This is a genomic window from Streptomyces chlorus (genome assembly GCF_042655885.1).
Taxonomy (GTDB): Bacteria; Actinomycetota; Actinomycetes; order Streptomycetales; family Streptomycetaceae; genus Streptomyces; species Streptomyces chlorus.
Map to the genome: position 1 here is coordinate 100,626 of NZ_JBHSOA010000006.1, position 25,855 is coordinate 126,480.

At 71.8% G+C, this 25,855-nt stretch carries 21 protein-coding genes, 2 pseudogenes and 1 riboswitch; of the genes and pseudogenes, 17 read left to right on the forward strand and 6 right to left on the reverse strand.

Annotated features, from left to right (window positions below; genetic code table 11):
* The first annotated feature begins 810 nt into the window (after nt 1-810).
* Nucleotides 811-1,107 carry a hypothetical protein gene (locus ACFPZI_RS03640; protein ID WP_381358085.1) on the forward strand — a complete coding sequence of 99 codons (297 nt, stop codon included), beginning with the start codon at nt 811-813 and terminating at the stop codon, nt 1,105-1,107.
* Between the two features lie 1,136 nt (nt 1,108-2,243).
* Nucleotides 2,244-2,572: pseudogene (locus ACFPZI_RS03645) on the forward strand (ATP-binding protein).
* Between the two features lie 163 nt (nt 2,573-2,735).
* Here the strand turns inward: ACFPZI_RS03645 and ACFPZI_RS03650 are convergent.
* Complete coding sequence (locus ACFPZI_RS03650) at nt 2,736-4,175, reverse strand: MFS transporter (protein ID WP_381358087.1); 1,440 nt, start codon at nt 4,173-4,175, stop codon at nt 2,736-2,738.
* A 278-nt stretch (nt 4,176-4,453) separates the two neighbouring features.
* On the opposite strand from ACFPZI_RS03650, the gene ACFPZI_RS03655 reads away from it, so the two are divergent.
* The 5 genes from ACFPZI_RS03655 to ACFPZI_RS03675 all read left to right on the forward strand — a co-directional run bounded on the left by ACFPZI_RS03655 (nt 4,454) and on the right by ACFPZI_RS03675 (nt 9,404).
* Nucleotides 4,454-5,944, forward strand: a complete 1,491-nt coding sequence (locus ACFPZI_RS03655; RefSeq protein WP_381358089.1) for an MFS transporter — start codon at nt 4,454-4,456, stop codon at nt 5,942-5,944.
* 200 nt (nt 5,945-6,144) lie between these two features.
* Nucleotides 6,145-6,837: a class I SAM-dependent methyltransferase gene (locus tag ACFPZI_RS03660; protein ID WP_381358092.1), complete on the forward strand. Its 693-nt coding sequence runs from the start codon at nt 6,145-6,147 to the stop codon at nt 6,835-6,837.
* A 77-nt stretch (nt 6,838-6,914) separates the two neighbouring features.
* Nucleotides 6,915-7,931 (forward strand): N-acetylmuramoyl-L-alanine amidase, encoded by a 1,017-nt coding sequence (locus ACFPZI_RS03665; protein ID WP_381358095.1) that lies wholly within the window; start codon nt 6,915-6,917, stop codon nt 7,929-7,931.
* A gap of 157 nt (nt 7,932-8,088) precedes the next feature.
* Nucleotides 8,089-8,910: a hypothetical protein gene (locus ACFPZI_RS03670; protein WP_381358097.1), complete on the forward strand. Its 822-nt coding sequence runs from the start codon at nt 8,089-8,091 to the stop codon at nt 8,908-8,910.
* Nucleotides 8,911-9,110: 200 nt separating this feature from the next.
* The gene (locus tag ACFPZI_RS03675; protein WP_381358100.1) at nt 9,111-9,404 is read left to right on the forward strand and encodes a hypothetical protein; all 294 of its coding nucleotides are present in this window, start codon (nt 9,111-9,113) and stop codon (nt 9,402-9,404) included.
* Between the two features lie 79 nt (nt 9,405-9,483).
* Here the strand turns inward: ACFPZI_RS03675 and ACFPZI_RS03680 are convergent, their stop codons facing one another.
* The 3 genes from ACFPZI_RS03680 to ACFPZI_RS03690 are packed head-to-tail and all read right to left on the reverse strand — an operon-like array spanning nt 9,484 to nt 12,862.
* Nucleotides 9,484-10,560 (reverse strand): prenyltransferase, encoded by a 1,077-nt coding sequence (locus ACFPZI_RS03680; RefSeq protein ID WP_381358103.1) that lies wholly within the window; start codon nt 10,558-10,560, stop codon nt 9,484-9,486.
* Nucleotides 10,557-11,357, reverse strand: a complete 801-nt coding sequence (locus ACFPZI_RS03685; protein WP_381358105.1) for a class I SAM-dependent methyltransferase — start codon at nt 11,355-11,357, stop codon at nt 10,557-10,559. The genes ACFPZI_RS03680 and ACFPZI_RS03685 overlap by 4 nt, the downstream gene beginning before the upstream one ends.
* Entirely contained in the window at nt 11,351-12,862 is a 1,512-nt protein-coding gene (locus tag ACFPZI_RS03690; protein WP_381358108.1) for a glycosyltransferase family 4 protein, read from the reverse strand. Before ACFPZI_RS03690 ends, ACFPZI_RS03685 begins: the two co-directional genes overlap by 7 nt.
* 207 nt (nt 12,863-13,069) lie before the next feature.
* On the opposite strand from ACFPZI_RS03690, the gene ACFPZI_RS03695 reads away from it, so the two are divergent.
* From ACFPZI_RS03695 to ACFPZI_RS03730, 8 genes are all read left to right on the forward strand, one after another.
* Entirely contained in the window at nt 13,070-13,771 is a 702-nt protein-coding gene (locus ACFPZI_RS03695) for a TetR family transcriptional regulator (RefSeq protein WP_381358110.1), read from the forward strand.
* Between the two features lie 289 nt (nt 13,772-14,060).
* On the forward strand, nt 14,061-15,416 hold the full coding sequence (locus tag ACFPZI_RS03700; protein WP_381358113.1) for a glycoside hydrolase family 10 protein: 1,356 nt from the start codon (nt 14,061-14,063) through the stop codon (nt 15,414-15,416).
* A gap of 195 nt (nt 15,417-15,611) precedes the next feature.
* A riboswitch (adenosylcobalamin-variant (AdoCbl-variant) riboswitch) is annotated at nt 15,612-15,710 on the forward strand.
* A 122-nt stretch (nt 15,711-15,832) separates the two neighbouring features.
* The gene (locus ACFPZI_RS03705; protein WP_381358115.1) at nt 15,833-17,080 is read left to right on the forward strand and encodes a prenyltransferase/squalene oxidase repeat-containing protein; all 1,248 of its coding nucleotides are present in this window, start codon (nt 15,833-15,835) and stop codon (nt 17,078-17,080) included.
* Nucleotides 17,077-17,802 (forward strand): SCO2322 family protein, encoded by a 726-nt coding sequence (locus ACFPZI_RS03710; RefSeq protein ID WP_381358118.1) that lies wholly within the window; start codon nt 17,077-17,079, stop codon nt 17,800-17,802. The genes ACFPZI_RS03705 and ACFPZI_RS03710 overlap by 4 nt, the downstream gene beginning before the upstream one ends.
* A 70-nt stretch (nt 17,803-17,872) precedes the next feature.
* A complete protein-coding gene (locus ACFPZI_RS03715; RefSeq protein WP_381358186.1) occupies nt 17,873-18,940 on the forward strand; it encodes an energy-coupling factor transporter transmembrane component T in 1,068 nt (355 codons plus the stop codon).
* Nucleotides 18,937-20,697 (forward strand): ABC transporter ATP-binding protein, encoded by a 1,761-nt coding sequence (locus ACFPZI_RS03720; protein ID WP_381358121.1) that lies wholly within the window; start codon nt 18,937-18,939, stop codon nt 20,695-20,697. Before ACFPZI_RS03715 ends, ACFPZI_RS03720 begins: the two co-directional genes overlap by 4 nt.
* Nucleotides 20,694-21,575 (forward strand): ECF transporter S component, encoded by an 882-nt coding sequence (locus ACFPZI_RS03725; RefSeq protein ID WP_381358124.1) that lies wholly within the window; start codon nt 20,694-20,696, stop codon nt 21,573-21,575. The genes ACFPZI_RS03720 and ACFPZI_RS03725 overlap by 4 nt, the downstream gene beginning before the upstream one ends.
* A 364-nt stretch (nt 21,576-21,939) precedes the next feature.
* Nucleotides 21,940-22,356, forward strand: coding sequence for an aggregation-promoting factor C-terminal-like domain-containing protein (locus ACFPZI_RS03730; protein ID WP_381358127.1), 417 nt, complete (start codon nt 21,940-21,942; stop codon nt 22,354-22,356).
* 129 nt (nt 22,357-22,485) lie between these two features.
* Here ACFPZI_RS03730 and ACFPZI_RS03735 read toward each other — a convergent pair.
* A pseudogene (locus ACFPZI_RS03735) lies at nt 22,486-23,757 on the reverse strand (phosphatase PAP2 family protein); the annotation flags it as partial.
* A gap of 420 nt (nt 23,758-24,177) precedes the next feature.
* Here ACFPZI_RS03735 and ACFPZI_RS03740 point away from each other — a divergent pair.
* A complete protein-coding gene (locus ACFPZI_RS03740; protein WP_381358129.1) occupies nt 24,178-24,849 on the forward strand; it encodes an O-methyltransferase in 672 nt (223 codons plus the stop codon).
* Between the two features lie 30 nt (nt 24,850-24,879).
* Here ACFPZI_RS03740 and ACFPZI_RS03745 read toward each other — a convergent pair whose 3' ends face one another.
* Nucleotides 24,880-25,272 (reverse strand): FHA domain-containing protein, encoded by a 393-nt coding sequence (locus ACFPZI_RS03745; protein ID WP_381358132.1) that lies wholly within the window; start codon nt 25,270-25,272, stop codon nt 24,880-24,882.
* Between the two features lie 149 nt (nt 25,273-25,421).
* Here ACFPZI_RS03745 and ACFPZI_RS03750 point away from each other — a divergent pair, with 149 nt between their 5' ends.
* Nucleotides 25,422-25,853, forward strand: a complete 432-nt coding sequence (locus ACFPZI_RS03750) for a DnaJ family domain-containing protein (RefSeq protein WP_381358134.1) — start codon at nt 25,422-25,424, stop codon at nt 25,851-25,853.
* Nucleotides 25,854-25,855 lie beyond the last annotated feature (2 nt).

Below are 25,855 nucleotides of genomic sequence, written 5' to 3' on the forward strand. Positions count from 1 at the left end.
TCGGCTGTACGACATCCCGTGGGTTCTCCCGAGTCCCGCCAAGTCCTCATCCCCGTGGCCAGAGGGTTCTTCCTCCTTCGGGTGCTCTGTGGCCTTGTGACGTAACTTCGGGATTCTTGAAGCTTTCTCACCTCGTCCGGCCGATCCGCAGTCGGGCCGAAGGCGAGGAGGCTCGGGTTGGCGGCGCCGGCAGTCGTGCGCGGGACCTGCGTGAACACTGGGCGCCAGCGGCAGCGGAGCTGGAGCGGTTCGAGACCGACGTGTTGTCCGGGTTCGTCCTCGCGAGGACCTCGGCGGGCCTGGCTGACGGCACCATCCGCGGGGACGTCGGGCACCTGGAGCAGATCAGGACCTGGTTCGGCCAGCCGCTGTGGGAGATGGAGCCGGCCGATGCCGACGTGTACTTCGGAAAGGTGCTGCGGAACTCCCCGGGCCCGGTCGCAGGGAGATCGTGCGCTCACGGCGTCGGAGGTGGAGCGGGTCTCGTCGGCCGGCGCGCTCCCGCAGATTCTGCAGCGGCGCCCTGGAGACTGCCCGCGAAGAGGATGAGACAGGGCAACCGATTCGTGCTCTATTCACCCCGCCCGACAGTCGGTCAGGATTAAACCGGTTTCGGCGGTCGCGGTCAGTCGGCGGCGAGGCCGAACCGCAACTGAGAGCGGAAACGTCCGCTGAGACGATGGAGGAACAATGCGCCTGTTATCCAGGAGAGCAAGCATGGCGATGACCACAGTCACGGCCGCTTTGGCGCTGACCGCGCCAGCCTCTGCGGCTTCTGCTGCGTCGGCAGACGTGTCGGGCGTGTCGGGCGTGTCGGGCGACGCAATCGCTCTGGCTTGTCCTACGACATGGTCTCCGAACCCCGACTGGTACGACGACCCGACCTCGGGCTCGGTCAAAGATCCGACCGCCCCACTGCGGCCAGGTCCCTACGCCGACTGCGGCACGAGGGAGACCCTGCAGCGGGGCTGGCCCATGGTCATCTACTGCTACTACAAGAACGACTACGACAACACCTGGTACTACGTCAGCACCTACCCGAACTACACCCGCGGCTGGATCTACAGCGGGAACGTGAAGACCGAGGGCATCGTGTGGCCCTGCTGAGCCCGTTGCCCGGCGTATTCTCGGGACACTGGCCCCTGTAGTCCCAGCGCCGCCCCGTGGTCGGGTACTCGTACAGCCCGACCGGGCTCCAGCCTCGTGTCCGTGCGGAACGGCCACCCGCACAGCTCCTAGGGAAGCCACGGGTCTCAGGCCGCGGCCGTCGGGTTCGTCGCTTCGGCGGCACGGCGGTGTTCGGCGTTGATGCGCCGGGTTTCTTCGAGCGCACCTCTCTGTGGAACGTACGGAGGGGCCCTGGTGCCGTATGGCACCAGGGCCCCGAAGGAACTGCTACACCATCTGCCGGCCCTGGTACTGCGCCGGCCTCCTGTTTCCGCAGACCCGACCGAGATGCTGTCGGGGGTGCGGGGATCGCGGTTGCTTGACCGGAGACCACCTCACTATCGATGTCCTGCGGTACCCGGGCTCAGACTTCCGCCCGGGCGATCCTGATGGCGCTCGGATCCTCCGTTCTTCCCTCGGTTTCAACTGCTTACCAAACGGGAGAGACCGCTAACTGCGGGGTACTGCACTCACTGCTGGTACTGCACTTACTGCGGTACTGCTGATACTGCGAACTGCCGGTGGCCTGTGACAGCGCCACCCTCCGGCAGCCAGCCCCGTCGCCCATCGTGCGTCTGCTCTGGCTTAGAACCCCACTGCCGAACTTCCCGGTGCGCGCGTCCGCAGCCGACGCCTTCACCGAGGTACTGCTCACTGACTTCGCTGCTGGGTACTGCCACTGCGTTAACTGCGGTACTGCTCACGGCGGCCCCTGATCACTGCGGGCCACCCGGTCCGGCCGTCAGTCCCGTCGCCGTCCTGCAACAACCCTGGCTTCGGAACTCCACCACCGCACCGTCCTGCGCACTACAACTGCGGGTACTGCTGCCCGGCAGTTCGTCTCTGCCGGGCCCTGCGGTCTCTCTGGGCTACGAGAGAAACCATAACCACACCACCGCCCAATGTCTACTCCCGCCAACATAGGTTTCTGCGCGTTCGACAGTGAGGTAATCGGCCTCGAACAGCGACGTGGGCAGGCGCAAGGCGGCCATCGCCGGGTTGACCGCCACAGACCGGGGCACAAGCACCTCGCCGACAGGACCGGGCACGGATGCTCCAGAGACCAGGGTGATCTGATGGACACGATGAGCTTCGACGTCGCAACCGCTCGCTCCGTGACATCCGTCGCCGGCGCACGCGAGAGCGCCCGGGACTTCCTCGACGGCCTCGTACGTCCGATCGCAGCGGAGGCTGCCGACACCGTGGCCCTGGTCGTCTCGGAGCTCGTCACCAACGCCCTGCGCCACGGAGGCGGCACCTGCACCCTGGACCTGAGCGCGCACCCGGACAGCATCGGGGTGGCTGTGCACAACCGCAGTCCGCAGGCGCCTCATATGCGCACCCCGACCTGAACAGCGGCGCCGGAGGTTTCGGCCGGCCCATGGTCAACCGCCTCGCCCGGTAGCCACCCCCAGGCAGCGATCGAGGATCACCCTCCGAACCCCCGCACAGGGCCGATCGCCCCTGCTGGACGACCAAGATCAAGTGCTTGGCGTTACTGATGTTCCGTTGGTCCCCAGGGCCAGGCCAGCCAGTCGGCCAGTCGATCCGTCCGTTCGCCCAGGAAATCAGTGGGCCGCCGCGGCCTTTCGGGGCAACCACAGCCACATCAGGAGCAGGCCGACGGCCAGGATCGCCGTTCCGGTGCGGAAGGCCAGGGCGTAGCCCTCGGTCAGGGCCTCCGGGGTGGTACTGCCTCCTGTACGGGCCGCCGCGAGGGTCGACAGGACGGCCAGACCGAGCGAACCGCCCACCGTGCGCGAGGTGTTGATCAAGCCGGAGACCAGACCGGCCTCCCCCGGCGCGGTGCCGGAGGTGGCGAGCGCGGCGAGGGGGGTTCCGGCGAGGCCCCCGCCCAGCATCATCAAAATGCCGGGGAACATGATCGCCGTCAGATACGCGCCGTCGGCCGTCATCGTCGACTGCCAGGCGAAACCGGCCAGCGCGACGAGCGTGCCGAGCACGGCCACGGCACGTGCCCCGGCGACGCGCATCAGCCGGGGCGCGACCTTGGAGCCGACGACCACGGCGAGTGAGCTGGGCACCAGGGCGAATCCGGCCTCGAGCGGGGTGTAGCCGAGCACGTTCTGGGCGTAGAGGGTCATGAAGAACCACATGCAGAACATGGCGGCGCCGTTCAGGAACATCGCCCCGTTCGCCGACGAGACCGACCGCACCCGGAACAGGCCCAGCGGCATCAGCGGGGCCTTGGTCCGTGCCTCGACGAGGAGGAACAGGGCGATGAGGGCGAGTCCGGCGCACAGCGGCACCAGGGTGGGCGGCGCAGTCCATCCTTCGGCCTCGGTCCGGGAGATGCCGAAGGCCAGGGTGGCGAGGCCGGCCGTCACGAGCAGCGCGCCGGGCAGGTCGAGCCGCCGTCCGTCCCCGGCCCGGCCCTCCGCCAGCCACCAGGCTGCCCCGGCCAGCATCAGCACCCCGATCGGCACGTTGATCAGCAGCACCCACCGCCATGACAGGGCGTCCACCAGCACCCCACCGACGAAACCGCCGGCCGCGCCGCCGCCCGCGCCGACGGCGGTCCAGGTCGCGATGGCGCGGGCCCGCGCGGGGCCCTCCGGGACCGCCGAGGTGACGAGGGTGAGGGTGGACGGCGCCAGGACCGCGGCCCCGAGCCCTTGCACCGCCCGCGCCAGCAGCAACTGCCAGTCGTCCTGGGCCAGCCCGCCCGCCAGGCTGGCCAGCGTGAACAGGCCGAGGCCGACGAGGAACATCCGCTTGCGCCCGTAGAGGTCCCCGGCGCGGCCGCCGAGCAGCATGAACCCGGCGAAGGTGATGGTGTACGCGTTCACCACCCACTGCAGGCCCTGCTCGCTGAGCCCGAGGCCGGTACGCATCGACGGCAGCGCGACGTTGACCACGGAGATGTCGAGCACGACGAGGAACTGCCCGAGGCACGCGAGTGCCACCGCCAGCCATGGGGGCGGCGTGCGGCGACGGGGCGTGCGGGCGGTGACGGCGGCGTCCGGGACTTCGAGCATGGGTGTCATGGTCTCAGCCGTCCGGTGCCCCGTGCCTCGGGATTTCGCCGGGCGAGTCCTCAGTCTTCCGGCTCAGGACGGGCCGGAAGAACCCCCAAAACCCTTTGGCACCACGAGAGATGGTCCAGCGGCGTTCGGTGTCCCAAGGGTTGGTCAAGAAATCGTTAGTGTGCCAAAGCATCGGAATAGTTGCCCCGGCACACAGGTTCCGTACGCACGTATCCGGCACCCCGTATCCCGTACCGACCCCGTACCGACCTCACGCTTCGGCCTGGAGGCCCCCTTCCATGACACAGTCGACGAACGACCGTCCCGCGGGCGGAGCGGGCAGGGCCCTGGTCCCGGTGCTCGCCTTCGCAGGCATCGTCGTCGCGGTGATGCAGACCCTGATCGTCCCGGTGATCAAGGATCTGCCGCGCCTGCTGGACACCACGCCCGGCGACGCCACGTGGGTCCTGACGTCGACGCTGCTGTCCGGTGCCGTCGCCACCCCCATCATGGGCCGCCTCGGCGACCTCTACGGCAAGCGGCGCATGCTGGTCGCCAGCCTCTCGGTCATGGTGGTCGGCGCCCTCATCAGCGCACTCACCAGCGACCTGCTGCTGATGATCGCCGGCCGTACGCTCCAGGGCGTCGCGATGGGCGCGATCCCGCTCGGCATCGGGCTGATGCGCGACATGCTGCCCCCGGAGCGGCTGGGCTCCGCGATGGCGCTGATGAGTTCCTCGATAGGCATCGGCGGCGGTCTCGCGCTGCCCGCCGCCGCGCTGGTGGCCCAGAACTCCGACTGGCACGCCCTCTACTTCGGCGCCGCCGGCCTCGGCGTCCTCGCCATCACCCTCACCCTGACCCTCGTACCGGAGTCACCGGCACGGGCGCCCGGCACCTTCGATCTGCCGGGCGCGCTGGGGCTGTCCGCCGGGCTGATCCTCTTCCTCCTGCCCCTCACCAAGGGCAGCGACTGGGGCTGGACGTCCAAGGCCACGCTCGGCCTGCTCGGGGCGGCGGTCGTGGTGCTCCTGCTCTGGGGCCTGATGGAACTGCGGGTGTCCGCACCCCTGGTGGACCTGCGCACCACCGCCCGCCGCGAGGTCCTCCTCACCAACCTCGCGTCGATCATGATCGGCGTCTCCTTCTTCGTCATCTCCCTGGTGCTGCCCCAACTGCTCCAGCTCCCCGCCTCCACCGGGTACGGCCTCGGCCAGTCGATGGTGATGGCGGGTCTGTGCGTGGCGCCGCTGGGCGTGACGATGATGTTCACGGCACCCGTCTACGCCCGTCTGTCCGCCCGCTACGGTCCCAAGGTCACCCTCGTCCTGGGCCTGTCGATCATCGGGGCCGGTTACGCCGGCGGTCTGGGCCTGCTGAACGCGGTCTGGGGACCCGTCGTCATCTCGGTCGTCATCGGCGCGGGCATCGGCCTGGCCTACGCCTCCCTGCCCGCCCTGATCATCGGCGCGGTCCCGGCCTCGGAGACGGGCGCGGCCAACGGCCTCAACACCCTGATGCGCTCGATCGGTACGTCGATGTCGAGCGCGGTCGTCGGGATGGTGCTGGCCAGTACGGCGAACACGGTGGGCGGGGTGGATATCCCGAGCATGCACGGCTTCCGCCTCTCCTTCCTGATCGCGACGGCGGCGGTGACCGTGGGCCTGGTCCTGGCCCTGTTCATCCCCGGCCGCCGCCCGTCGAACACCCTGCGGCTGCGCGCGAGCAGCGAGGAGGACGCCCACCTGGAGCGCGCGGAGCGGGCCCTGCGCGGGCCGGTCTCGGCCTGACCGGCGGGCCGGCGTCGCTCCTCCGCGGTACTCCTCCCGGCACTTCTCGCCGGTACCCCTGCCGAACCGCACGGCGGGCGGTACGGCAGCATGGGCACCCCAAGACACGCGCCCCAAGAGATCCACCCCGAGGCCATGCACCCGGAGCCGTAGCCCCGAGTCATGCACCCAGGACACACGACCGAGAGGACGCCGGACCGATGCCCACTCCGACTCCGACTCCGACTCCGACGCCGACACCGAACCCCCCGGCGCCGGGGCCCGAGATCCTGGCCGCGTTCGAGGCGGCGAAGGGCTTCATGCCCGTCGGCGAGGGTCTGGCCCTGTACGCGGCGGCGGCCGAGGCGGGACGGCTGGGCCTCCCCCTGCTGGAGGTCGGCACCTACTGCGGCCGCTCCACGATCCTGCTCGCCGGTGCCGCCCGCGAGGCCGGGGTCACCGCGCTCACCGTGGACCACCACCGGGGCAGCGAGGAGCAGCAGCCGGGCTGGGAGTACCACGACCCGGAGACGGTCGACCCCGAGCTGGGCGTGATGGACACCCTCCCCACCTTCCGTCGCACGCTGCACCGGGCGGGCCTGGAGGACCACGTGGTCGCCCTGGTCGGCCGCTCCCCCAAGGCCGCGGCCCTGTGGAACTCCCCCCTCGCCCTGGTCTTCATCGACGGCGGCCACACGGACGAGCACGCCACGGCCGACTACGAGGGCTGGGCCCCGCACGTCGCCGAGGGCGGTCTCCTCGTCATCCACGACGTCTTCCCCGACCCCGTCGACGAGTTCACCGGCCAGGCCCCGTACCGCGTATACCTCCGCGCCCTGGCCTCCGGCGCCTTCAAGGAACTCTCCGCGACGGACTCGCTGCGCGTCCTACGCCGCACGGGAGACGGGATCTGAGGCGGGTACGTGCCGCCCGACGGTGAACGCTGCCCGATCGGACAATGACGGGTACGGGCGGCCGTTAGGGTGGCTGCGTGTCGTACACAGGGCCCGACTTCGATCCGCCACCGTCCCGCCGTTTCCGGCGCGGACCGCTGACTGTGGCGCTCGCCGCGCTCGTGCCGGGCGCGCTGCTCGGCTGGGCCGTCTACGCGGCCGTGGGCGGGTCGGGGGACGACGGGGGCGACGCGAGCACGTCCGCCGGAGCGTCCGCCTCGGCCTCCTCCCCGGCACCGTCCTCCGCCGGCGCCTCGCCGTCGGGCGGGGCGGACGAGTCGGACGAGTCCGACGGCAAGAAGCCGAGCGCCTCCCCCGACTCCGAATCCGGCTCCGCATCCGCGTCCTCCGCCCCGTCCTCGTCCGCCCCCGCCGGGACCGGGCCGCTCAAGGGGAAGGTCGTGGTCATCGACCCCGGGCACAACCCGGGCAATGTCCGGCACACCGCCGAGATCAACCGTCAGGTGGACATCGGGACGAACTCCAAGGAGTGCGACACCACCGGCACGTCCACCAACGACGGTTTCAGCGAGGCGAAGTTCACCCTGGACGTCGCCCACCGGATGCGCGCGCTCCTCGAGGAGCAGGGCGCCACGGTGAAGCTGACGCAGGACGACGACCGGCCGTTCGGGCCGTGCATCGACGAACGGGCACGGATCGGCAACGAGGCGAAGGCGGATGCCGTCGTGTCGATCCACGCGGATGGTTCGGGCGCCGGGAACCGCGGTTTCCACGTGATCCTGCCCGGCCCCGTGAACTCCGGCGCCGCCGACACCCGGGCCATCGTCGAGCCGTCCCGCGAACTCGGTGAGCGCATCGCGGGCAACTTCGTACGCGTCACCGGCAACGCGCCGTCCAACTATGTGGGCGGCGGCACCGGTCTCGTCACGCGTAAGGACCTGGGCGGTCTCAATCTGTCAACAGTTCCGAAGGTGTTCATCGAGTGCGGCAACATGCGCGATAGCAAGGACGCGGCACTTCTGACCAGCGGTGCCTGGCGGCAGAAGGCGGCGCGGGGAATCTCCGAGGGAATGGTGAGTTTCCTGCGCGGGTAGGGGGATGTGCGCTGATCCGGGCGGACAGCCCAATCGTGCGGACGATAGTGTCGTCCCCACGATGAGGGGTCACCCCCGCGCTTCACACCGGGCCCTGAGGGCGACGTGGTGACAGCGACGCCTCTGCTGACGACGAGACGACCGAGAAGGACCTGAAGTGAATATCCGCTCCCTCACTCGAGGCGACGGCGTGGTGATCGGAGCAGCGGTGTTGCTGTTCATCGCGTCGTTCCTCGACCTCTACTCGATCGACGGCGTTCCCGACGACGTCATCCCCAGCCTGTGGGGAAGCGGCCCGGTCGTGTTCGGTGTGGTGCTGGCGGGCATCATCGGCGCGGCGCTCGTCGTCGTGTCCCGCGGACTGCCGCAGCCGCCGAAGGTCGCGGGCCTGGACCTCGGCCAGTTCGGCGTCGCGTTCACCGTCTTCGCCGCCTGGAGCGCGCTCGGCAACATCTTCGACCCGGCCGGTGGCGCCAACAACGTCACCAGTGGTTCCTCCGCCAATGGGCCCGACTCCGGCGTCGGCCTCATCCTGGCCCTCGTCGCGACGCTGATCATGGCCGCCGCCGCCGTCGCCACCCCGCTGGTTCCGGCCCTCAAGGGCGCGCTCGTGCCGGCGGCCCGTCCCGCCGCTCCGCAGCCCTACGGCGCCCAGCCGCCCGGTGGTTACGGCTACCCGGGTGCGCAGCAGGCCGGTTTCGGCGGTCAGCCGCAGCCGGGCCAGCCCGGTCAGCCGTTCGCCGGCCAGCAGCCCGGTCAGCCGGCCGCGCCGCCCGCCGGTGGCTTCTCGCCGTTCTGGTTCGCGGTGCCGGTGCCCCGGCCGCTGTTCCCGGAGGACGGTTCGCAGACGCCGATCGCCGAACTGGCCCCCGGCACCTGGTACCTGGCCGTCGAGCAGCGCGGCCCGTCCCTCGTCGCCCAGACGCAGGACGGCCGTCGCGGGGTCCTCCAGGACACCTCGGGCATCCAGCGCGGCTGACCCGCTCCACAGCACGCGGCCCCTCGCCCTTTTGGGCGGGGGGCCGTTGTCGTACGGTCGGCGCGGGCGCCGGCCGGAGGTACTGGCCGAGCCGAACGCGTGAATTCCCAGCCGGAGGACCGGCAGGACGACCGGCCGCCCCGCCGGCGCCTGTCCGGCCGTACGGGTTTCAACCGCGGTTTCGGGGCCAGACGGACACCATGTCCCCACGAACTCGCAGTGGTTCCAACTCCGCAGGGACGGCCGTCGCGGTGATCGCGGACGTCATGGCCGCCATTCTCGGACTCTGGATTCTGATGTACCTGTTGGACGCCAACCGGGCCAATGAACTGGTCCAGTTCGTCCATGACGCGGCCAACTGGCTGGCCGGCTGGTCACGTGATCTGTTCACCTTCGACGAGGACTGGGCGCGGGTGGTCGCCGGATACGGCCTGGCCGCCGTGGTCTACCTCTTCATCGGCCACGCCATCGCCAACAGCCTCCACCGGCGCTGAGGGCGAGGGTCTTCGCCCGCGTCCGCCGAGGCCGCGGCTGCCCGGCCGAGAGCCCCCGCCCCGGCGGCCGCGTCCCCGGTCAGACCAGGGTGCAGCAGTCGGGGTCGAGGCCTCGGGGCAGGCGGTCGCCGCTGAAGACCGCGCAGGTGGCCTCGTGACCGCCGAGCGCGGCGACGGCCAGCAGCAGCGAACCGGCCGTCCAGGCGGTCAGTTCGACCGGCCAGATCGCCTCGTCGTCGAAGACGTACCCCGTCCAGTACAGTCCGGTCTCCGGATCGCGCAGGTGCTGGATGGACTGGAGCACCTCCAGCGCGCGGTCGGACTCGCCCATCACCCAGAGGACCAGGGCGAGTTCGGCCGACTCACCGCCGGTCACCCACGGGTTGGGGGTCACGCAGCGCACTCCGAGCCCGGGGACGACGAAGCGGTCCCAGCCCTCCTCGATCCGCTCCTTGGCCTCGGCGTCGGTGAGGGCGCCGCCCAGCACGGGGTAGTACCAGTCCATGGAGTAGCGGTCCTTGTCGAGGAACCGCTCCGGGTGGTGCCGGATCGCATGCCGGAGCGCTCCGGCCGCCAGCTCCCAGTCCGGCTGCGGCTCTTCCCGCTGCTCGGCGATGGCGAGGGCGCAGCGCAGCGCGTGGTGGACGGAGGAGCAGCCGGTGAGCAGCGCGTCCGCGGTGGGCGTGCCGTCGTCGTCACGCCGCCAGCCGATCTGCCCGCCGGGCTGCTGGAGCCGCAGCACCCACTCCACGGCCGCGTACACGGTGGGCCACAGGCGGTCCAGGAAGGTGTCGTCGCCGGTGGAGAGGTAGTGGTGCCAGACGCCGACGGCGACGTAGGCGACGAAGTTGGTCTCCCGTCCCCGGTCGGTGACGTCGTCGGGGTCGCCGTCGGCGTACGCCGCGTACCAGGATCCGTCCGCCAACTGGTGCCTGGCCAGCCACAGATAGGCCTGCTCGGCGGCTTTGTGGGCGCCTGCCGCGTCCAGGGCCATCGCGGCCTCGACGTGGTCCCACGGGTCGAGGTGGTGGCCCCTGAACCACGGGATCGCCCCGTCCTCACGCTGCACGGCGAGGATGCCGGCGACGGTCTCGGCGGCCTGTTCGGCGGTGAGGACCTCGGGCAGGACGAGGTGTTCTGTCCGGGGGGTCGTCACGGGGTGACCGCCCCGGCCTCGGCAGCCGTCGCGGTGTCCGTACCCGTACCGGTACCGGTCCCGGCCTCGGCCTCGGCGCGCGGCAGGTGCGGCTTGGTCGCGTACGCCACGAAGCTCTTGCCCATCACCGGGTTCAGGGTCCGCTCCGCGAGGCGGGTCGCCAGCGGCTTCTTCATGATGTCCCAGACCAGCAGCTTGTGGTACGCCCGTACCGGCAGCGCCTTGTCGTTGTCCACGCCGAAGGCGCACTTCAGCCACCAGTACGGCGAGTGCAGCGCGTGCGCGTGGTGGGTGCCGTAGGGGCGCAGGCCGGCCTCGCGCATCCTGGCCAGCAGCTGGTCGGCCTTGTAGATGCGGATATGGCCGCCCTCGACCTCGTGGTAGGCGTCGGACAGGGTCCAGCACACCTTCTCGGGGCCGTAGCGCGGCACGGTGACCGCGATGCGGCCGCCGGGCCTGAGTACGCGGACCATCTCGGCGAGGACGCCCTTGTCGTCGGGGATGTGCTCCATGACCTCGGAGATGATCACGACGTCGAAGGACTCGTCGGGGAAGGGCAGCGCGAGGGCGTCACCCTCCATCGCGGTGGCGGTGGCTCCGGCGGGCGCCTCTCCGGCCTCCTTCATCGCGGCGAACCACTGGGCGACCTCGCGGATCTCCTCGGCGTTCTGGTCCAGCGCCACGACCTGCGCCCCGCGCCGGTAGCACTCGAACGCGTGCCGGCCGGCACCGCATCCGAGGTCCAGGACACGGTCGCCCGGGGCGAGCGGGAACCGGGAGAAGTCGACGGTCAGCACGTGGCCCTGCTTTCACGAGGGGAGGTGACGGGTTCTTCTGCGGCAGGCGTCCGGATCGCCCCGGGGCCGGCGGCACCCTCGGCTGCCGGACCGGCCGCCACAAGCGCCGGATCGGCCGCGGGAGCGGGAGCGGGAGCGGCGGCGGCAGGATCGGCCGCTGCGGCTCTGGCGCGGGCCATCGCCTCGCGGTAGCGGGCGACCGTGCCCTCGGCCGCGCGGGCCCAGGTGAAGTGCCGCAGCACCCGTTCCCGTCCGGCGGCGCCGAGCCGCGCGCGCAGCTCCGGGTCGCCGAGCAGCCGGTTCAGCCCGGCGGCCAGCGCTTGTGCGTCGCCGGGCGGGACGGCCAGGCAGGTCTCGCCGTCGCGGCCGGCGACCTCCGGGATCGCGCCGCCGGTCGTGGCGAGCAGCGGGGTGCCGGTGGCCATGGCCTCGGCGGCCGGCAGCGAGAAGCCCTCGTACAGCGACGGTACGCAGGCGACCTGGGCGGAGCGCACGAGATCGACCAGTTCCGCGTCCGAGATGCCCTTGACGAACTCGACGGCGTCGCCGAGCCCGTACCGCTCCATCGCCTGCGCGACGGGCCCCTTGGCGGGGCGCGTGCCGACGACGACGAGGTGCGCCTCGGGCTGTTCGACGCGGACCTTGGCCAGCGCCTCGACGAGGAAGACCAGGCCCTTGAGCGGCACGTCCGCGCTGGACGTCGTCACGATCCGGCCCGGTACGACGGGCACCGACGCGTCCGGCGAGAACAGGTCGGTGTCGGCGCCGATGTGGACGACGTGGATGCGGTCCTGGCGTACGCCCAGGTGGCCGACGATCTCGTCGCGGGAGGTGCCGGAGACGGTGAGCACGGAGGGCAGCCGGCGGGCGGCCCGCTTCTGCATCCTGGTGAACGCGTACCAGCGGCGCACCGAGGCGCGTCGGCGCCTGCTCTCCGCCGCGTCCAGGTCCAACTTCCGGTCGACGGTGATGGGGTGGTGGATCGTGGTCACCAGGGGCGCGCCGATGTCGCCGAGCAGGCCGTAGCCGAGCGTCTGGTTGTCGTGGATGACGTCGAAGTCGCCGCGCCGGGCCCGCAGATGGCGGCGGGCGCGCAGGGAGAAGGTCAGTGGTTCGGGGAAGCCGCCGGTCCACATGGTGCCGACCTCGAGCGCGTCGATCCAGTCGCGGTACTCGCCGCGGCCCGGGGTGCGGAAGGGGTCCGGCTGGCGGTAGAGGTCGAGGCTGGGCAGCTCGGTCAGGCTCAGCCCGTCGTAGCCCTCGTCGAGGACGGGGTAGGGCTGGGCGCCGATGACCTCGACCTGGTGTCCGAGGCGGGCGAGCTCGCGGGAGAGGTGACGGACGTAGACACCCTGTCCGCCGCAGAACGGGTTCCCCTTGTAGGTGAGGAGCGCGATGCGGAGCGGTCGCGAGTCGTCGATGGGGGCACCTCCCTGCGCGAGCGCAGTCGAGACCGCGGGGGAGGACCCCTGCGAGAGCCCGGCCTGACTGGCCTCAGCGGTCACTCTGGGCCCCCTTCTCCCTGCACGGTCCCGCGACTGTACGTCGGGACGCTAACCTAGAACAAGTTTCAGAGTTGATCGTTCGGAGGCTCCGAATCTACCGGCAGGTAAGGACGCGGCGGGCAGTGGATCAGGTGATTCACGCCACGGCGGGATGCGTGCCATGCTGTCCGATCATCAACCCTCACCGACGGTCACGGAATGGGGCCCATGCCCGCGGAAGCCCACAGGGACAAGGCGGCCGAGGCGGCCACGGCGGACAAGGCGGCGACGATGGAAGCCGGCACCACTCGAACCTCCCCTGCCTCCCCTGCCTCCCCCCTGACCGCGCGGCAGGAGGCGCGCAGGCTGCGCATCCTGCACGCGAGCGCCCAGCTGGCCGGCCGGGGCGGTTTCGACGCGGTGCAGATGCGCGAGGTCGCGGAGTCCTCCCGGGTGGCGCTGGGCACGCTGTACCGGTACTTCCCGTCCAAGATCCATCTACTGGTCGCCACGATGCAGGACCGGCTGGAGCACCTGCACGCCACCCTGCGGAAGAAGCCGCCGACGGGCGAGACGGCCGGCGAACGGGTCGCGGAGACCCTGATGCGGGCCTTCCGCGCTCTCCAGCGCGAGCCCCAGCTGGCCGACGCGATGGTGCGCGCCCTGACGTTCGCGGACCGCAGCGTGAGTCCGGAGGTCGACCAGGTCTCCCGCCAGACGACGGCGATCATCCTGGACTCGATGGGCCTCGATGATCCCACGCCGGACCAGCTCTCGGCGGTCCGCGTCATCGAGCACACCTGGCACTCGGCGCTCATCACCTGGCTGTCGGGGCGCGCCTCCATCGCCCAGGTCAAGATCGACATAGAGACGGTGTGCCGCCTGATCGACCTGACGGCACCTGCGTCACCATCGAAGGATTCCGACTGACGAAGTCGAAACTTTCGAGCACCTTCCCTCGGCCGCCCGCCTCCCCCACGCCTGTCACCCTTCGGCCATACGCGGACCAGTTGCGCGCGAATGATTGACCACCCCTCCGTTCATCCATATCGTCTGCGCTGCCATTCGGAGTTCATCCCGAAACATTCGAACCCGCAGGGCGAGCTTCGGGCACCTCGACACAGAGCGCGACAGCAGGCGATCCCCGCCGTCCGCACCACCACGGAACCCCCACCAGAGAAGAGATGACATGCACATGATCAAATTAGGAGTCCGGGAGATGAGAGCCAAGGCGGCCAGAGGCCCCCTGGCCGTCGCCGCGACCGCGCTGCTCACCGTGACCGCGCTCGTGGCGCTCCCCCAGAGCACCGCGCACGCCGCCGACACCCTGGGCGCGGCAGCGGCCGAGAAGGGCCGCTACTTCGGTGCCGCGGTCGCCGCGAACCGCCTGGGCGAGGCGCAGTACGCCGCCACGCTCAACACCGAGTTCAACTCGGTGACGCCCGAGAACGAGATGAAGTGGGATGCCCTCGAGCCCAGCCGCGGCTCGTTCAGCTTCGGCAACGCCGACAGGATCGTGGACCACGCCCGGAGCCGGGGCAAGTCGGTCCGCGGGCACACCCTGGTGTGGCACTCCCAGCTGCCCGGCTGGGTCTCCGGCCTCGGCGCCACCGACCTGCGGTCGGCGATGAACAACCACATCACCCAGGTCATGACGCACTACCGGGGCGCGATCCACTCCTGGGACGTGGTCAACGAGGCGTTCCAGGACGGAAGCAGCGGCGCCCGGCGCAGCTCGCCCTTCCAGGACAGGCTCGGCAACGGCTTCATCGAGGAGGCCTTCCGTACGGCCCGCGCGGCCGACCCGAACGCCAAACTCTGCTACAACGACTACAACACCGACGGCGTCAACGCGAAGAGCAACGCCGTCTACGCCATGGTCCGGGACTTCAAGTCCCGTGGCGTGCCCATCGACTGCGTGGGTTTCCAGTCCCACTTCAACAGCGCCTCCCCGGTGCCCTCCGACTACCGGGCCAACCTCCAGCGCTTCGCCGACCTCGGTGTGGACGTACAGATCACCGAGTTGGACATCGAGGGCTCGGGCACGACCCAGGCCACCCACTACGGCAATGTCGTCACCACCTGCCTCGCGGTGTCCCGGTGCACCGGCATCACGGTATGGGGCATCCCGGACAAGTACTCGTGGCGGTCGAGCGGAACGCCCCTGCTGTTCGACGACAACTACACCAAGAAACCCGCCTACCACGCCGTCCTGAGCGCGCTCGGCGGCGCCCCCGGCGGTGGCGGCGGCCCCGGCACCCCCGGCGCGGCCTGCACCGCCGCCTACACCACGACGGAGGACTGGGGCGGCGCCTACAACGGCAAGGTGACCATCACGGCGGGCAGTTCGCCGATCAGCGCGTGGAGCGTGAACGTCACCATGACGCCCCCGCAGAAGGTCTCCACGGTCTGGAACGGCTCACCCACCTGGGACACCAGCGGCAACGTCATGACGGTGCGCTCCAGTTGGAACGGCACGCTCGCGGCCGGAGCCTCGACGACCTTCGGCTTCACGGTGACGAGGAACGGCGGCTCGACGACGCCACCCCAGCTCGGCCCCTGCACAGCCTCCTGACCGAAGCCCCGGTTCCAGCGGCTCAGGTGCCGGCCCGCACCCGTCGACGGGTGCGGGCCGGTGACGTACACGGCCGTGCGGGCCGGTGACGTAAGCGGTGGTGTGAGCGGGTGACCTACGCGGTCACGTGACCTCGGCCACCCGTTTCAAGCCACTCCTGACCGCTTTCTTACGGGCGGGTAGAGTGGCGACGTCGTCATCACACCCGTACGGGGGAAAGCCGGTGCAATTCCGGCGCTGACCCGCAACCGTGAGCCGTCCACCGTGACGGTGAGCCGGAATGCCCCGGACGGATCGTGACCGGCTCACGCGTCCGGCGGTCCGCCGGTGCGCGGCACCGCCGAGGTATGCGGAGCCGAGCCGCCGGGGTGTCCCGTGCTGCCCGGCTCCCTCACAGGGAGAGGCCCCCGCCGATCATGAACGTCCGCAGCAGCGCAGCGGTCCTGGCCGCCATAGCCGTGCTCGGCGCCGCCGCACCGGCCACCGCCGACTCGTCGCCGTCCCCCTCGCCGTCCCAGCAGGCCCTGCCCTCCGCCCTGTACGGCGAGAGCGACCCGCAGTACGACGGTGTGTGGCGCCAGTCGCTGGCCCTGCTCGCCCAGCACACGGTGGGTGCCGAGCCGCCGAAGGCGGCCGTCGACTGGCTGGCCGGCCAGCAGTGCGCCGACGGCTCCTTCGCCCCGTTCCGCGCCGACACCGGCACCGCGTGCGACGCCAAGACCATGGTCGACACCAACCAGACCGCCGCCGCCGTGCAGGCCCTCGCCGCGCTCGGCGGGCACGACGCCGTCACCGGCAAGGCCCTCAACTGGCTGAAGTCCGTCCAGAACAAGGACGGCGGCTGGGGCTACATGGCGGGCGGGGACAGCGACGCCAACTCCACGTCCGTCGTCGTCGGCGCGCTCGCCGCCGCAGGCGAGAAGCCGGCCGCGGTCGTCAAGGACGGCAAGTCCCCCTACGACGCCCTGCTGAAGCTGGCCCTGCCGTGCGACACCAAGGGCGACGGGGCGGGCGCCTTCGCCTTCCAGCCGGACAAGAAGGGCGAACTGGTCGCCAACGCCGACGCCACCGCGGCCGGTGTGGCCGGCTCCCTCGGTGTGGGCCTGGTGGTCGAGCCGGGCAAGGGCAAGGCGGCGGACGCCGCGTGCGAGAAGGCCGGGACGCCCGAGCAGGCCGCCGCCAACGGTGCCGCCCACCTCACGGACGCGCTCGCCGCGGACGGTCACCTCGTCTCCGCGCTCCCCGGCGCCGAGGACCAGCCCGACTACGGCAACACCGCCGACGCGGTGGTCGCGCTCGCGGCGCAGGGCGCCACCGGGCCGGCTGCGAAGTCCGTGGCCTGGCTGGAGAAGAACGCCGCCGACTGGGCCGCCCAGAGCGGTCCCGCCGCCTACGCCCAGCTGATCTTCGCCGCCCACGCCACGGGCACCGACCCGCGCGCCTTCGGCGGCACCGACCTGGTGAAGCAGCTGACCGCCACCGGGCCCGCCGCACAGGCGGCCGACACCTCCGGCGAGAAGAACGGGCAGGAACGGAAGGACGAGAAGGAGAAGGACGACTCGGGCTCCGGTTCGGGCGTCTGGTGGGCCCTCGGGGTCTGCCTGGTGGCCGGTGCCGGCGTCGGCATCCTGGTGAGCAGCCGGAAGAAGAGGCAGCAGCCGTGATCCGCCGGCCCCACCGGGCCGGCCGGGCCGTCGTACTGTTCCTGGCCGCGCTCCTGCCCCTTCTGGCGGGCGCGGGCCAGGCGCAGGCCGCCGGCTACCGGTACTGGTCCTTCTGGGACCTCGACGGCGACACCTGGACGTACGCCACCCAGGGCCCGTCCATCGCCCGCCCCGCCGACGGCGACGTCCAGGGCTTCCGCTTCGCCGTCAGCGAGGAGTCCGACGACTCGGCGCAGCCCCGGGGCGCCACCGACTTCGCCGCCATCTGCGGGCAGACCCCGGCGAAGGACGGCAGCAAGCGGGTCGCCCTCGTCATCGACTTCGGTACGGCCCAGGACGCCCCGTCCGGCGAGACCCCGCCGGCGAACCGCACCGCCTGCGCCCGGGTCGCCCCGGACGCCAGCAGCGCCGAGGCCCTGGCCTCCGTCGCCGAACCCCTGCGCTACGACAACAGCGCCCTGCTGTGCGCCATCGCCGGATACCCGCAGCGCGGGTGCGGGGAGCAGGTGTCGGGGACGGGCACGGAGTCCGGCACGGGCGCATCGACGCCCGGGAAGGAGACCGAGAACGGCGCCAAGGACACCGGTTCCCCCGCGTCCGATAAGGCCGGGGAGTCCGGAGAGTCCGGCGACGGTGGTCCGTCCCTCGGTCTCGTCGCCGGGATCGCCGTGGTGGCGCTGCTCGGGGCGGCGGCCTTCCGGCAGATACGCCGTCGTGGCTGAGCCCGACGGCAGCCGGCCACGGGAACGCACAGCGACCGCCCCCGCCCTCCGTCGCCGGCAGGGCACCCCCCTGCACCCCGGCGCCTGGTGGCTGTGGGCGCTGGCTCTCGGTGTCGCCGCCACCCGCACCACCAACCCCCTGCTGCTCGCCCTCCTGGTCATGGTCTCCACGTACGTCGTGGCCACCCGCCGGCCGAACGCCCCCTGGGCCCGCTCGTACGGCGCGTTCGTCAAGCTGGCGCTGGCCGTGATCGTCATCCGGCTGCTCTTCGCGATCGTCCTCGGCTCCCCCGTCCCCGGTACGCACATCCTCCTCGACCTGCCCGAAGTCCCGCTCCCCGACTGGGCGCAGGGCATCCGTCTGGGCGGCCGGGTCACGGCCGAGGCGCTCACGTTCGCCCTGTACGACGGCATGAAGCTGGCCACGCTGCTCATCTGCGTCGGCGCGGCGAACGCCCTCGCCAACCCGTCCCGCCTGCTGAAGTCCCTGCCCGGCGCGCTGTACGAGATGGGTGTGGCCGTGGTCGTGGCGCTGACCTTCGCGCCGAGTCTGATCACGGACGTCCAGCGGCTGCGCGCCGCCCGTCGGCTGCGGGGCCGTCCCGACCGCGGGGTCCGGGGTCTGCTCCAGGTCGGACTCCCTGTACTGGAGGGCGCGTTGGAGCGTTCGGTCGCGCTCGCCGCCGCGATGGACGCCCGCGGGTACGGCCGTACGGCGCAGGTCCCGGCCGGGGTCCGGCGTACCACCGCCGTCCTCACCCTCGGCGGGCTGCTCGGCGTCTGCGCGGGTACGTACGGGCTGCTCACCGCCGAAGGCGCCACGTACGGTGTCCCCGTGCTCCTCGCCGGTCTGGCCGCCGCGCTCGCGGGGCTGTGGCTGGGCGGACGGCGTTCCCTGCGCACCCGTTACCGACCCGACCGCTGGGACGCCCGCGCCTGGCTGGTCGCCGGCTCCGGCTCGGCTGTCGCGGCGCTGCTGGCCGTCGCCGCCGTGCGCGACCCGGCGGCCCTGCACCCCGGTGTGGTGCCGCTGGTCGCGCCCACGCTGCCCCTGTGGCCGGCAGCGGCCGTCCTCATCGGCCTGCTCCCCGCCTTCGTCACCCCCGCCCCCGAGGACACCGGCAAGGAGCCGTCGTGATCCGCTTCGAGAACGTCTCCGTGACGTACGACGGCTCCCCCGAACCCTCCGTGCGGGGCGTCGACTTCGAGGTCCCGGAGGGCGAACTCGTCCTGCTCGCCGGGCCGTCCGGGGTCGGCAAGTCCACGGTGCTGGGCGCGGTCAGCGGCCTCGTCCCGCACTTCACGGGCGGCACCCTGCGCGGCAGGGTCACGGTGGCCGGCCGCGACACCCGTACCCACAAGCCACGCGAACTCGCCGACGTGGTGGGGACGGTGGGCCAGGACCCGCTGTCGCACTTCGTGACGGACCTCGTCGAGGACGAGCTCGCTTACGGCATGGAGTCGTTGGGACTGCCCCCGGACGTGATGCGCCGTCGCGTCGAGGAGACCCTGGACCTGCTGGGCCTGGCCGACCTGCGCGACCGCCCCATCTCCACGCTCTCCGGCGGCCAGCAGCAGCGCGTCGCCATCGGCTCGGTCCTCACCCCGCACCCCCGGGTGCTGGTCCTCGACGAGCCGACGTCCGCGCTGGACCCGGCGGCGGCAGAGGAGGTCCTCGCGGTGCTCCAGCGGCTCGTCCACGATCTCGGCACCACCGTCCTCATGGCCGAGCACCGCCTGGAACGCGTCGTCCAGTACGCCGACCGGGTGGCGCTGCTGCCGGGACCGGGCGAGCCCCCGCTGTTCGGGACCCCGGCGGAAGTGATGGCGGTGTCCCCGGTGTTCCCGCCGGTGGTGGCCCTGGGCCGGCTCGCCGGCTGGTCCCCGCTCCCGCTGACCGTGCGCGACGCCCGCCGCCGCGCGGCCCCCCTGCGTGAGCGCCTCGCGGAGGCGGAAACGGCAACCGCGACGGCAACGGCGACGGCGACGGCGACGGCAGCCGCAACGACCGCACCGGTCCCCGCCCGGAAACCCCCGGCCACCCCCACCACTTCCACCACCCGCAGGACCCCCCTCTCCCTGTTCACCCGCAAGCGGCCGGGCACCGCCACGGCCTCTCCTTCCACCCTCGCACCCACCCCCGCCCACGTGGCCGAGGTCCGCGCCCTGGCCGTCCGTCGCGGCAGCGTCCGGGCGCTGCGCCACATCGATCTGACGGTCGCCCCCGGCGAGACGATCGCGCTCATGGGCCGCAACGGCGCCGGCAAGTCCACGCTGCTCGGCGCACTGGTCGGGCTCGTGGAACCGTCCGCCGGTTCGGTCCGCACCGGTGACGCCGTGCCGCACCGCACCCGTCCCCGCGACCTGGTCCGCCGGGTGGGGCTCGTCCCGCAGGAGCCGCGGGACCTGCTGTACGCGGACACGGTCGCCGCGGAGTGCGCCGCCGCCGACCGGGACGCGGAGGCGGAGCCGGGCACCTGTCGCGCCCTGCTGTCGGAGCTGCTGCCCGGCATCGCGGACGACACCCACCCGCGCGACCTGTCCGAGGGCCAGCGCCTGACCCTCGCCCTGGCGGTCGTCCTCACCGCCCGCCCGCCGCTGCTCCTGCTCGACGAGCCGACCCGCGGCCTGGACTACGCGGCGAAGGCCCGTCTGGTGACCGTCCTGCGCGGGCTGGCCGCCGAGGGCCACGCAATCGTCCTGGCCACGCACGACGTGGAGCTGGCGGCGGAACTCGCCCACCGGGTCGTCCTCCTCGCCGAGGGCGAGGTCATCGCCGACGGCCCGGCGGCCGACGTGGTCGTCGCGTCGCCGTCCTTCGCCCCGCAGGTGGCGAAGATCCTGGCCCCGCAGCACTGGCTCACGGTCTCCCAGGTCCGGGAGGCCCTGTCATGACACCCACACCCGCACGCCCCGGAGCCACCGAACCGGCCTCCGCCACGGGCAAATCCACCGGCACCCAGCGCCAGGCGCGGGCCGTCCGCCTGGGCCCGCGTTCACTGGTGGCGCTGGCCCTGGTGAGCGCGGTGGGCGTGGCCGCGTTCGGCTGGCCCTTCCTGGCCCCGCCCGCCTCCACCCTCAACGCCCACGCGCAGGACGCGCCGTGGCTCTTCGCGGGTCTGCTCGTGCTGCTGGTCGGTGTGGTGGCGGCGACGATCTCGGAGTCGGGCCTGGGCCCGAAGGCGGTCGCGATGCTGGGCGTGCTGGCGGCGGCGGGGGCGGCGCTGCGCCCCATCGGCGCGGGGACGGCCGGTCTGGAACCCATGTTCTTCCTGATGGTCCTCAGCGGCCGGGTCCTCGGGCCGGGTTTCGGCTTCGTGCTCGGCTCGGTGACGATGTTCGCGTCCGCACTGCTCACGGGCGGGGTGGGCCCGTGGCTCCCGTTCCAGATGCTGTCGATGGGCTGGTTCACGATGGGCGCGGGCCTGCTCCCGGGCCCGGACCGACTGCGGGGCCGGGCGGAGCTGTGCATGCTCGCCGCCTACGGCTTCCTGGCGGCCTTCGCCTACGGCACGATGATGAACATGGCGGGCTGGCCCTTCATGGCCGCCCTGGCCTCGAACATCTCCTTCGACCCGGACGCGCCGGTCCCCGCCAACCTGGCCCGTTTCCTGGCGTACTGCCTGGCCACGTCCCTCGGCTGGGACCTGGGCCGGGCCCTGCTCACCGTCGTCCTGGCCCTGACCCTGGGCCCCCCGGTGCTCCGCGCCCTGCGCCGCGCCACCCGCAGGGCGGCTTTCGAGACGCCGGTCACTTTCACCGGACACCCCTGAGTGACCCCGCGCACGCCGACAGTGACGGAACTGACGGCTCGTCGTGAGGCGCCCCACATGACCCGGCTCACATACGAAGCGGGGTCGTAGTCCCGGAGGCCTCCTCCGCACCCGCGCCCGCCCACCCCGACCTGCGCAGATGACCGCCGACCCCAGGGCGGCACTTCCCCCGAAATGCGACCACGAATAGTAAAAGGGACCTTTGCGGACAAACCTCGAAATCTGCTTCTGTGGAGCAGTCGCCAGGCGCCGACGTGCCCCACCCGGGCCGCGGCGCCGACGTATGCCCCACCCCCACACACCACCGGGTGTTCCGGGGGCCGGACCTACGACGACCGCCCTGTAGCCGAAGAAAGGTTTCTACGTGACCGCCGCTTCCCTCCTCCGCGCCATCGCCACCCCGAAGAAGGCCCTCGCCGGTGCCGCCATCGCCGCCGCGGCCTGCGGCACGCTGATCGCCGCCGCCCCCGCGCAGGCCGCCACCACGGGCTCGGGCTCGGCCCAGGCGACCGCGCAGGCCATAGTCGGCGACTCCGCGCAGTACCAGTGCTTCTCGAACATCGTCCAGCACGAGAGCGGTTGGAACCACACCGCCACCAACCCCTCCAGCGGCGCCTACGGCCTGGTCCAGGCCCTGCCCGCCACCAAGATGGCCTCGGCCGGCTCCGACTGGAAGACCAACCCCACCACCCAGATCTCGTGGGGCCTCGACTACATGAACGAGCGCTACGGCAGCCCGTGCGCCGCCTGGGACTTCTGGCAGGCCAACAGCTGGTACTGACCGACCCGGCACCAGCCCTCGCACCACCCCGGCACCACCCGCACCACCCCGCATACCGAAAGCGGCGGCCCCCAGATCCCCGGGGCCGCCGCTTTCGCCGTGCCCGGCGAAGCCTTCACCGCTGAGCCTTCACCGCTGAGTCCTCGCGGACCACTGCGGCGAGGACCGCGCAGGAACCTGCTTCCGGGCCGGTTCCCCCTGTGCGGGGGCGGGGTCCGGCGGCTTGGCCTCCGTGGCCTCGGGCCCTGGCGCGGTGTCGGTGACGGCGGCGGCGGCCGTCACCGTCCGGGCCCGCGGCCCCTGGAAGAGGTAGGTCAGGCCGAAGCCGGCGGCGACGACGATCGCGCCGCCGGCCGCGTCCAGTACCCAGTGATCGCCGGTGACCACGATCGCGGTGGCCGTGAGCAGGGGGTGCAGCAGCCCGAGTGTCTTCATCCACAGCTTCGGAGCGATGATCGCGATGACCACGCCGCACCACAGGGACCACCCGAAGTGCAGGGACGGCATCGCCGCGTACTGGTTGGTGAGGGCGGTGAGGGCGCCGTAGTCCGGCTTGGAGAAGTCCTGCACGCCGTGCACGGTGTCGATGATCCCCAGGTTCGGCATCAGACGCGGCGGGGCCAACGGGTAGAGCCAGAAGCCGACCAGGGCCAGCAGCGTGGTGAAGCCGAGACTCGCGCGCGCCCAGCGGTAGTCGACGGGGCGCCGCCAGTACAGCAGGCCGAGGACCGTGAGCGGGACGGCGAAGCGGAACGACATGTAGTAGAAGTCGAAGAAGTTCCGCAGCCAGTCGATCTCCACGACGGCGTGGTTGACCGCGTGCTCGATGTCCAGGTGGAGCACGCGCTCGAGGTCGAGGATCTGGTGGGCGTGCTCCTCCGCGCGCTCCCTGCCGCCGGTCGCCGCGAGCCGCACCTTGGAGTACGCGGCGTAGGTGACGCGGAGCAGCAGCAGTTCCAGCAGCAGATTGGGGCGGGTCACGACCCGGCGCAGGAACGGCAGCAGCGGGACGTGCCGGAAGCGGGTGGGGACGGGCTCGGCGTACCGGGTCGGGACGGGCGTGTGGAAGTACGGCGAGGTGCGCGACAGGAACGGGACCACCGTGGCGGCGGCGAGGGCGGCGAGCAGGACGGCGTTGTCCCGGACGGGGTACGGGAACGGCATCTCCGGCAGGATCATCTGGGCCAGCAGCGTCATCACCAGGACGACGGCGACGGGCCACACCAGCCGGTCGGAGGCGCGTCTGCCGACCGTGCCGACGACGGTGAGCAGCACCCACAGCAGTTGGTGCTGCCACGCGGCCGGGGAGACGACGATGGCGGCGCAGCCGGTGATCGCGACGGCGAGCAGCAGCCGGCCGTCGTGGGCGTAACGCACCGCGCGGCGCAGGCCGAGCGCCGAGCAGCCACAGTCCGAGCCGCACCGTGTGCAGGCGTGATCCGGTACCGCCGGCGGCCGTGGTTCCGAAGGACTCCGCCGTTCGCCCCCTGTGTTCCGCGTTTGCCACGCCTCGTCGGCCTCCCGCCCCGTTGATCCCACGCGTCCCGCGCGTGAGGGTCACTCCGCGAACCCTATGAGGCTCGCGCCACCCCCGGAAGAGACGCAGGCAACCCCCGGTTCACCTGACGTCTTTCCCGCTTTGGTCCCGCTTTGGTCCGGATGACGATAGACGGAGAAGAGCGGGTTGCCCGCCGGGACGCGAGAGGGATCACAGGGGAGGCCGAAGACGTACCTTCGCCGGGGGGACCGGAGGGAATGAACCAACTGGGTCCGACTGACTGGTCGTATGAAGAACGAGATGAAGAACGAAGGTGTGCGCACATGAGCGAGTCACAGCTGTGGCACCAGGTGGACGACTACTTCGCCGCCCTCCTCGCGCCCGACGACGAAGCCCTGACGGCCGCCCTGCGGGACAGCGAGGCCGCCGGCCTCCCGCCCATCGCCGTCACCCCCGCCCTGGGCAAGTTCCTCCACCTCCTCGCCCAGGTGCAGGGCGCCCGGCGCATCCTGGAGATCGGCACCCTCGGCGGCTACAGCACGATCTGGCTGGCCCGCGCCCTCCCGGCCGACGGGCGGCTGATCTCCCTGGAGTACGACCCGCGGCACGCCGAGGTCGCCACCGGCAACATCGCCCGCGCGGGCCTGGACAAGCTCGTCGAGGTACGCGTGGGTCCGGCGCTGGAGTCGCTGCCCCGGCTGGCCGACGAGCACCCGCCCCCGTTCGACCTGGTCTTCATCGACGCGGACAAGGCCAACAACCCGCACTACCTGGAGTGGGCCCTGAAGCTCACCCGCGCGGGCAGCGTCATCGTCCTCGACAACGTCGTCCGGGGCGGCCGGGTGATCGACCGGGACAGCACCGACCCGGACCTGGTGGGCACCCGCGCCGCCCTCGAGCTGATCGCCGGCCACCCGAGGCTGAGCGGGACGGCGGTCCAGACGGTCGGCGCCAAGGGGTACGACGGCTTCGCCCTGGCGCGGGTGCTGGAGTGAGCCGGTGTGCCCGTGCGGTGCCGGCCGGCCTCACACCTCGTGGTAGAAGCCCACGTTGACGCTGCGCGGGGCCGAGCGGTCCAGGACGACGACCTCGCCGTTGCCGCCCCGGGGCAGGGCGACGCTGCCGCCGTAGGAGACAGGGTGCACCTGGTCCCCGATGGTCAGCCGGACCTCGGAGGACGGCTCGGGGAGCGAACCGCGCAGCCAGCTCAGGTACCAGGTGCCGTCCTGGGCGCACTGGAACTCCAGGTGAACCCGGGACACGAACAGCCAGTCGTCCGGCGTGGAGAGCCGGCACACCGACCTGTCCCGGCCCACCCGCAGCACGGCGCCCGGCTCGGTCGGCGCGTCGGCCATGAGCATGCCGGCCGTGGCCCCCGATTCCGCCGACGACACGGTGGCCATGGTGAGTTCGAGCACGTGCGCTCCTCCTGAGACGTTCTGGCGGACCGGCGGTACCGGCCCGATGGCGGCCACAACGGCCTGGTGCGGCGGCCGGAACGGCTCGCTGTCGCCGCATGATAAAACGCCCGGCTCCCTCCCGTCCGTCCGGCGGGCACAATGGCCCCATGACCGAGCGAAAGCCGCCGGACGTCGATTTCGAAACGTGGGTGGACAAGCAGATCCGTGACGCCGAGGCGCGCGAGGACTTCGCGCGGCTGCCGGGAGCGGGCAAGCCCCTCCCACCCGACCTGGAGTCCCCGTACGACGAGATGTGGTGGGTCAAGCGGAAGCTGGCCCGCGAGGGCTACTCGGTGCTGCCGCCGACGCTGGCCCTGCGCAAGGAGGCCGAGGACGCCCTGGAGGCGGCCTACGCGGCCCCCTCGGAACGGATCGTCCGGAGGATCCTCACGGAGATCAACGTCAAGATCCGCGACATGATGTACAAGCCGCCGCCCGGCCCCCCGCTGGGCAAAAAACCGTACGACGTCGAGGACGTCGTACGGCAGTGGCGGGAGCGCCGGGCGGGGGCCGGGGGGCCGGAGCGCCGGGGCACCTGACG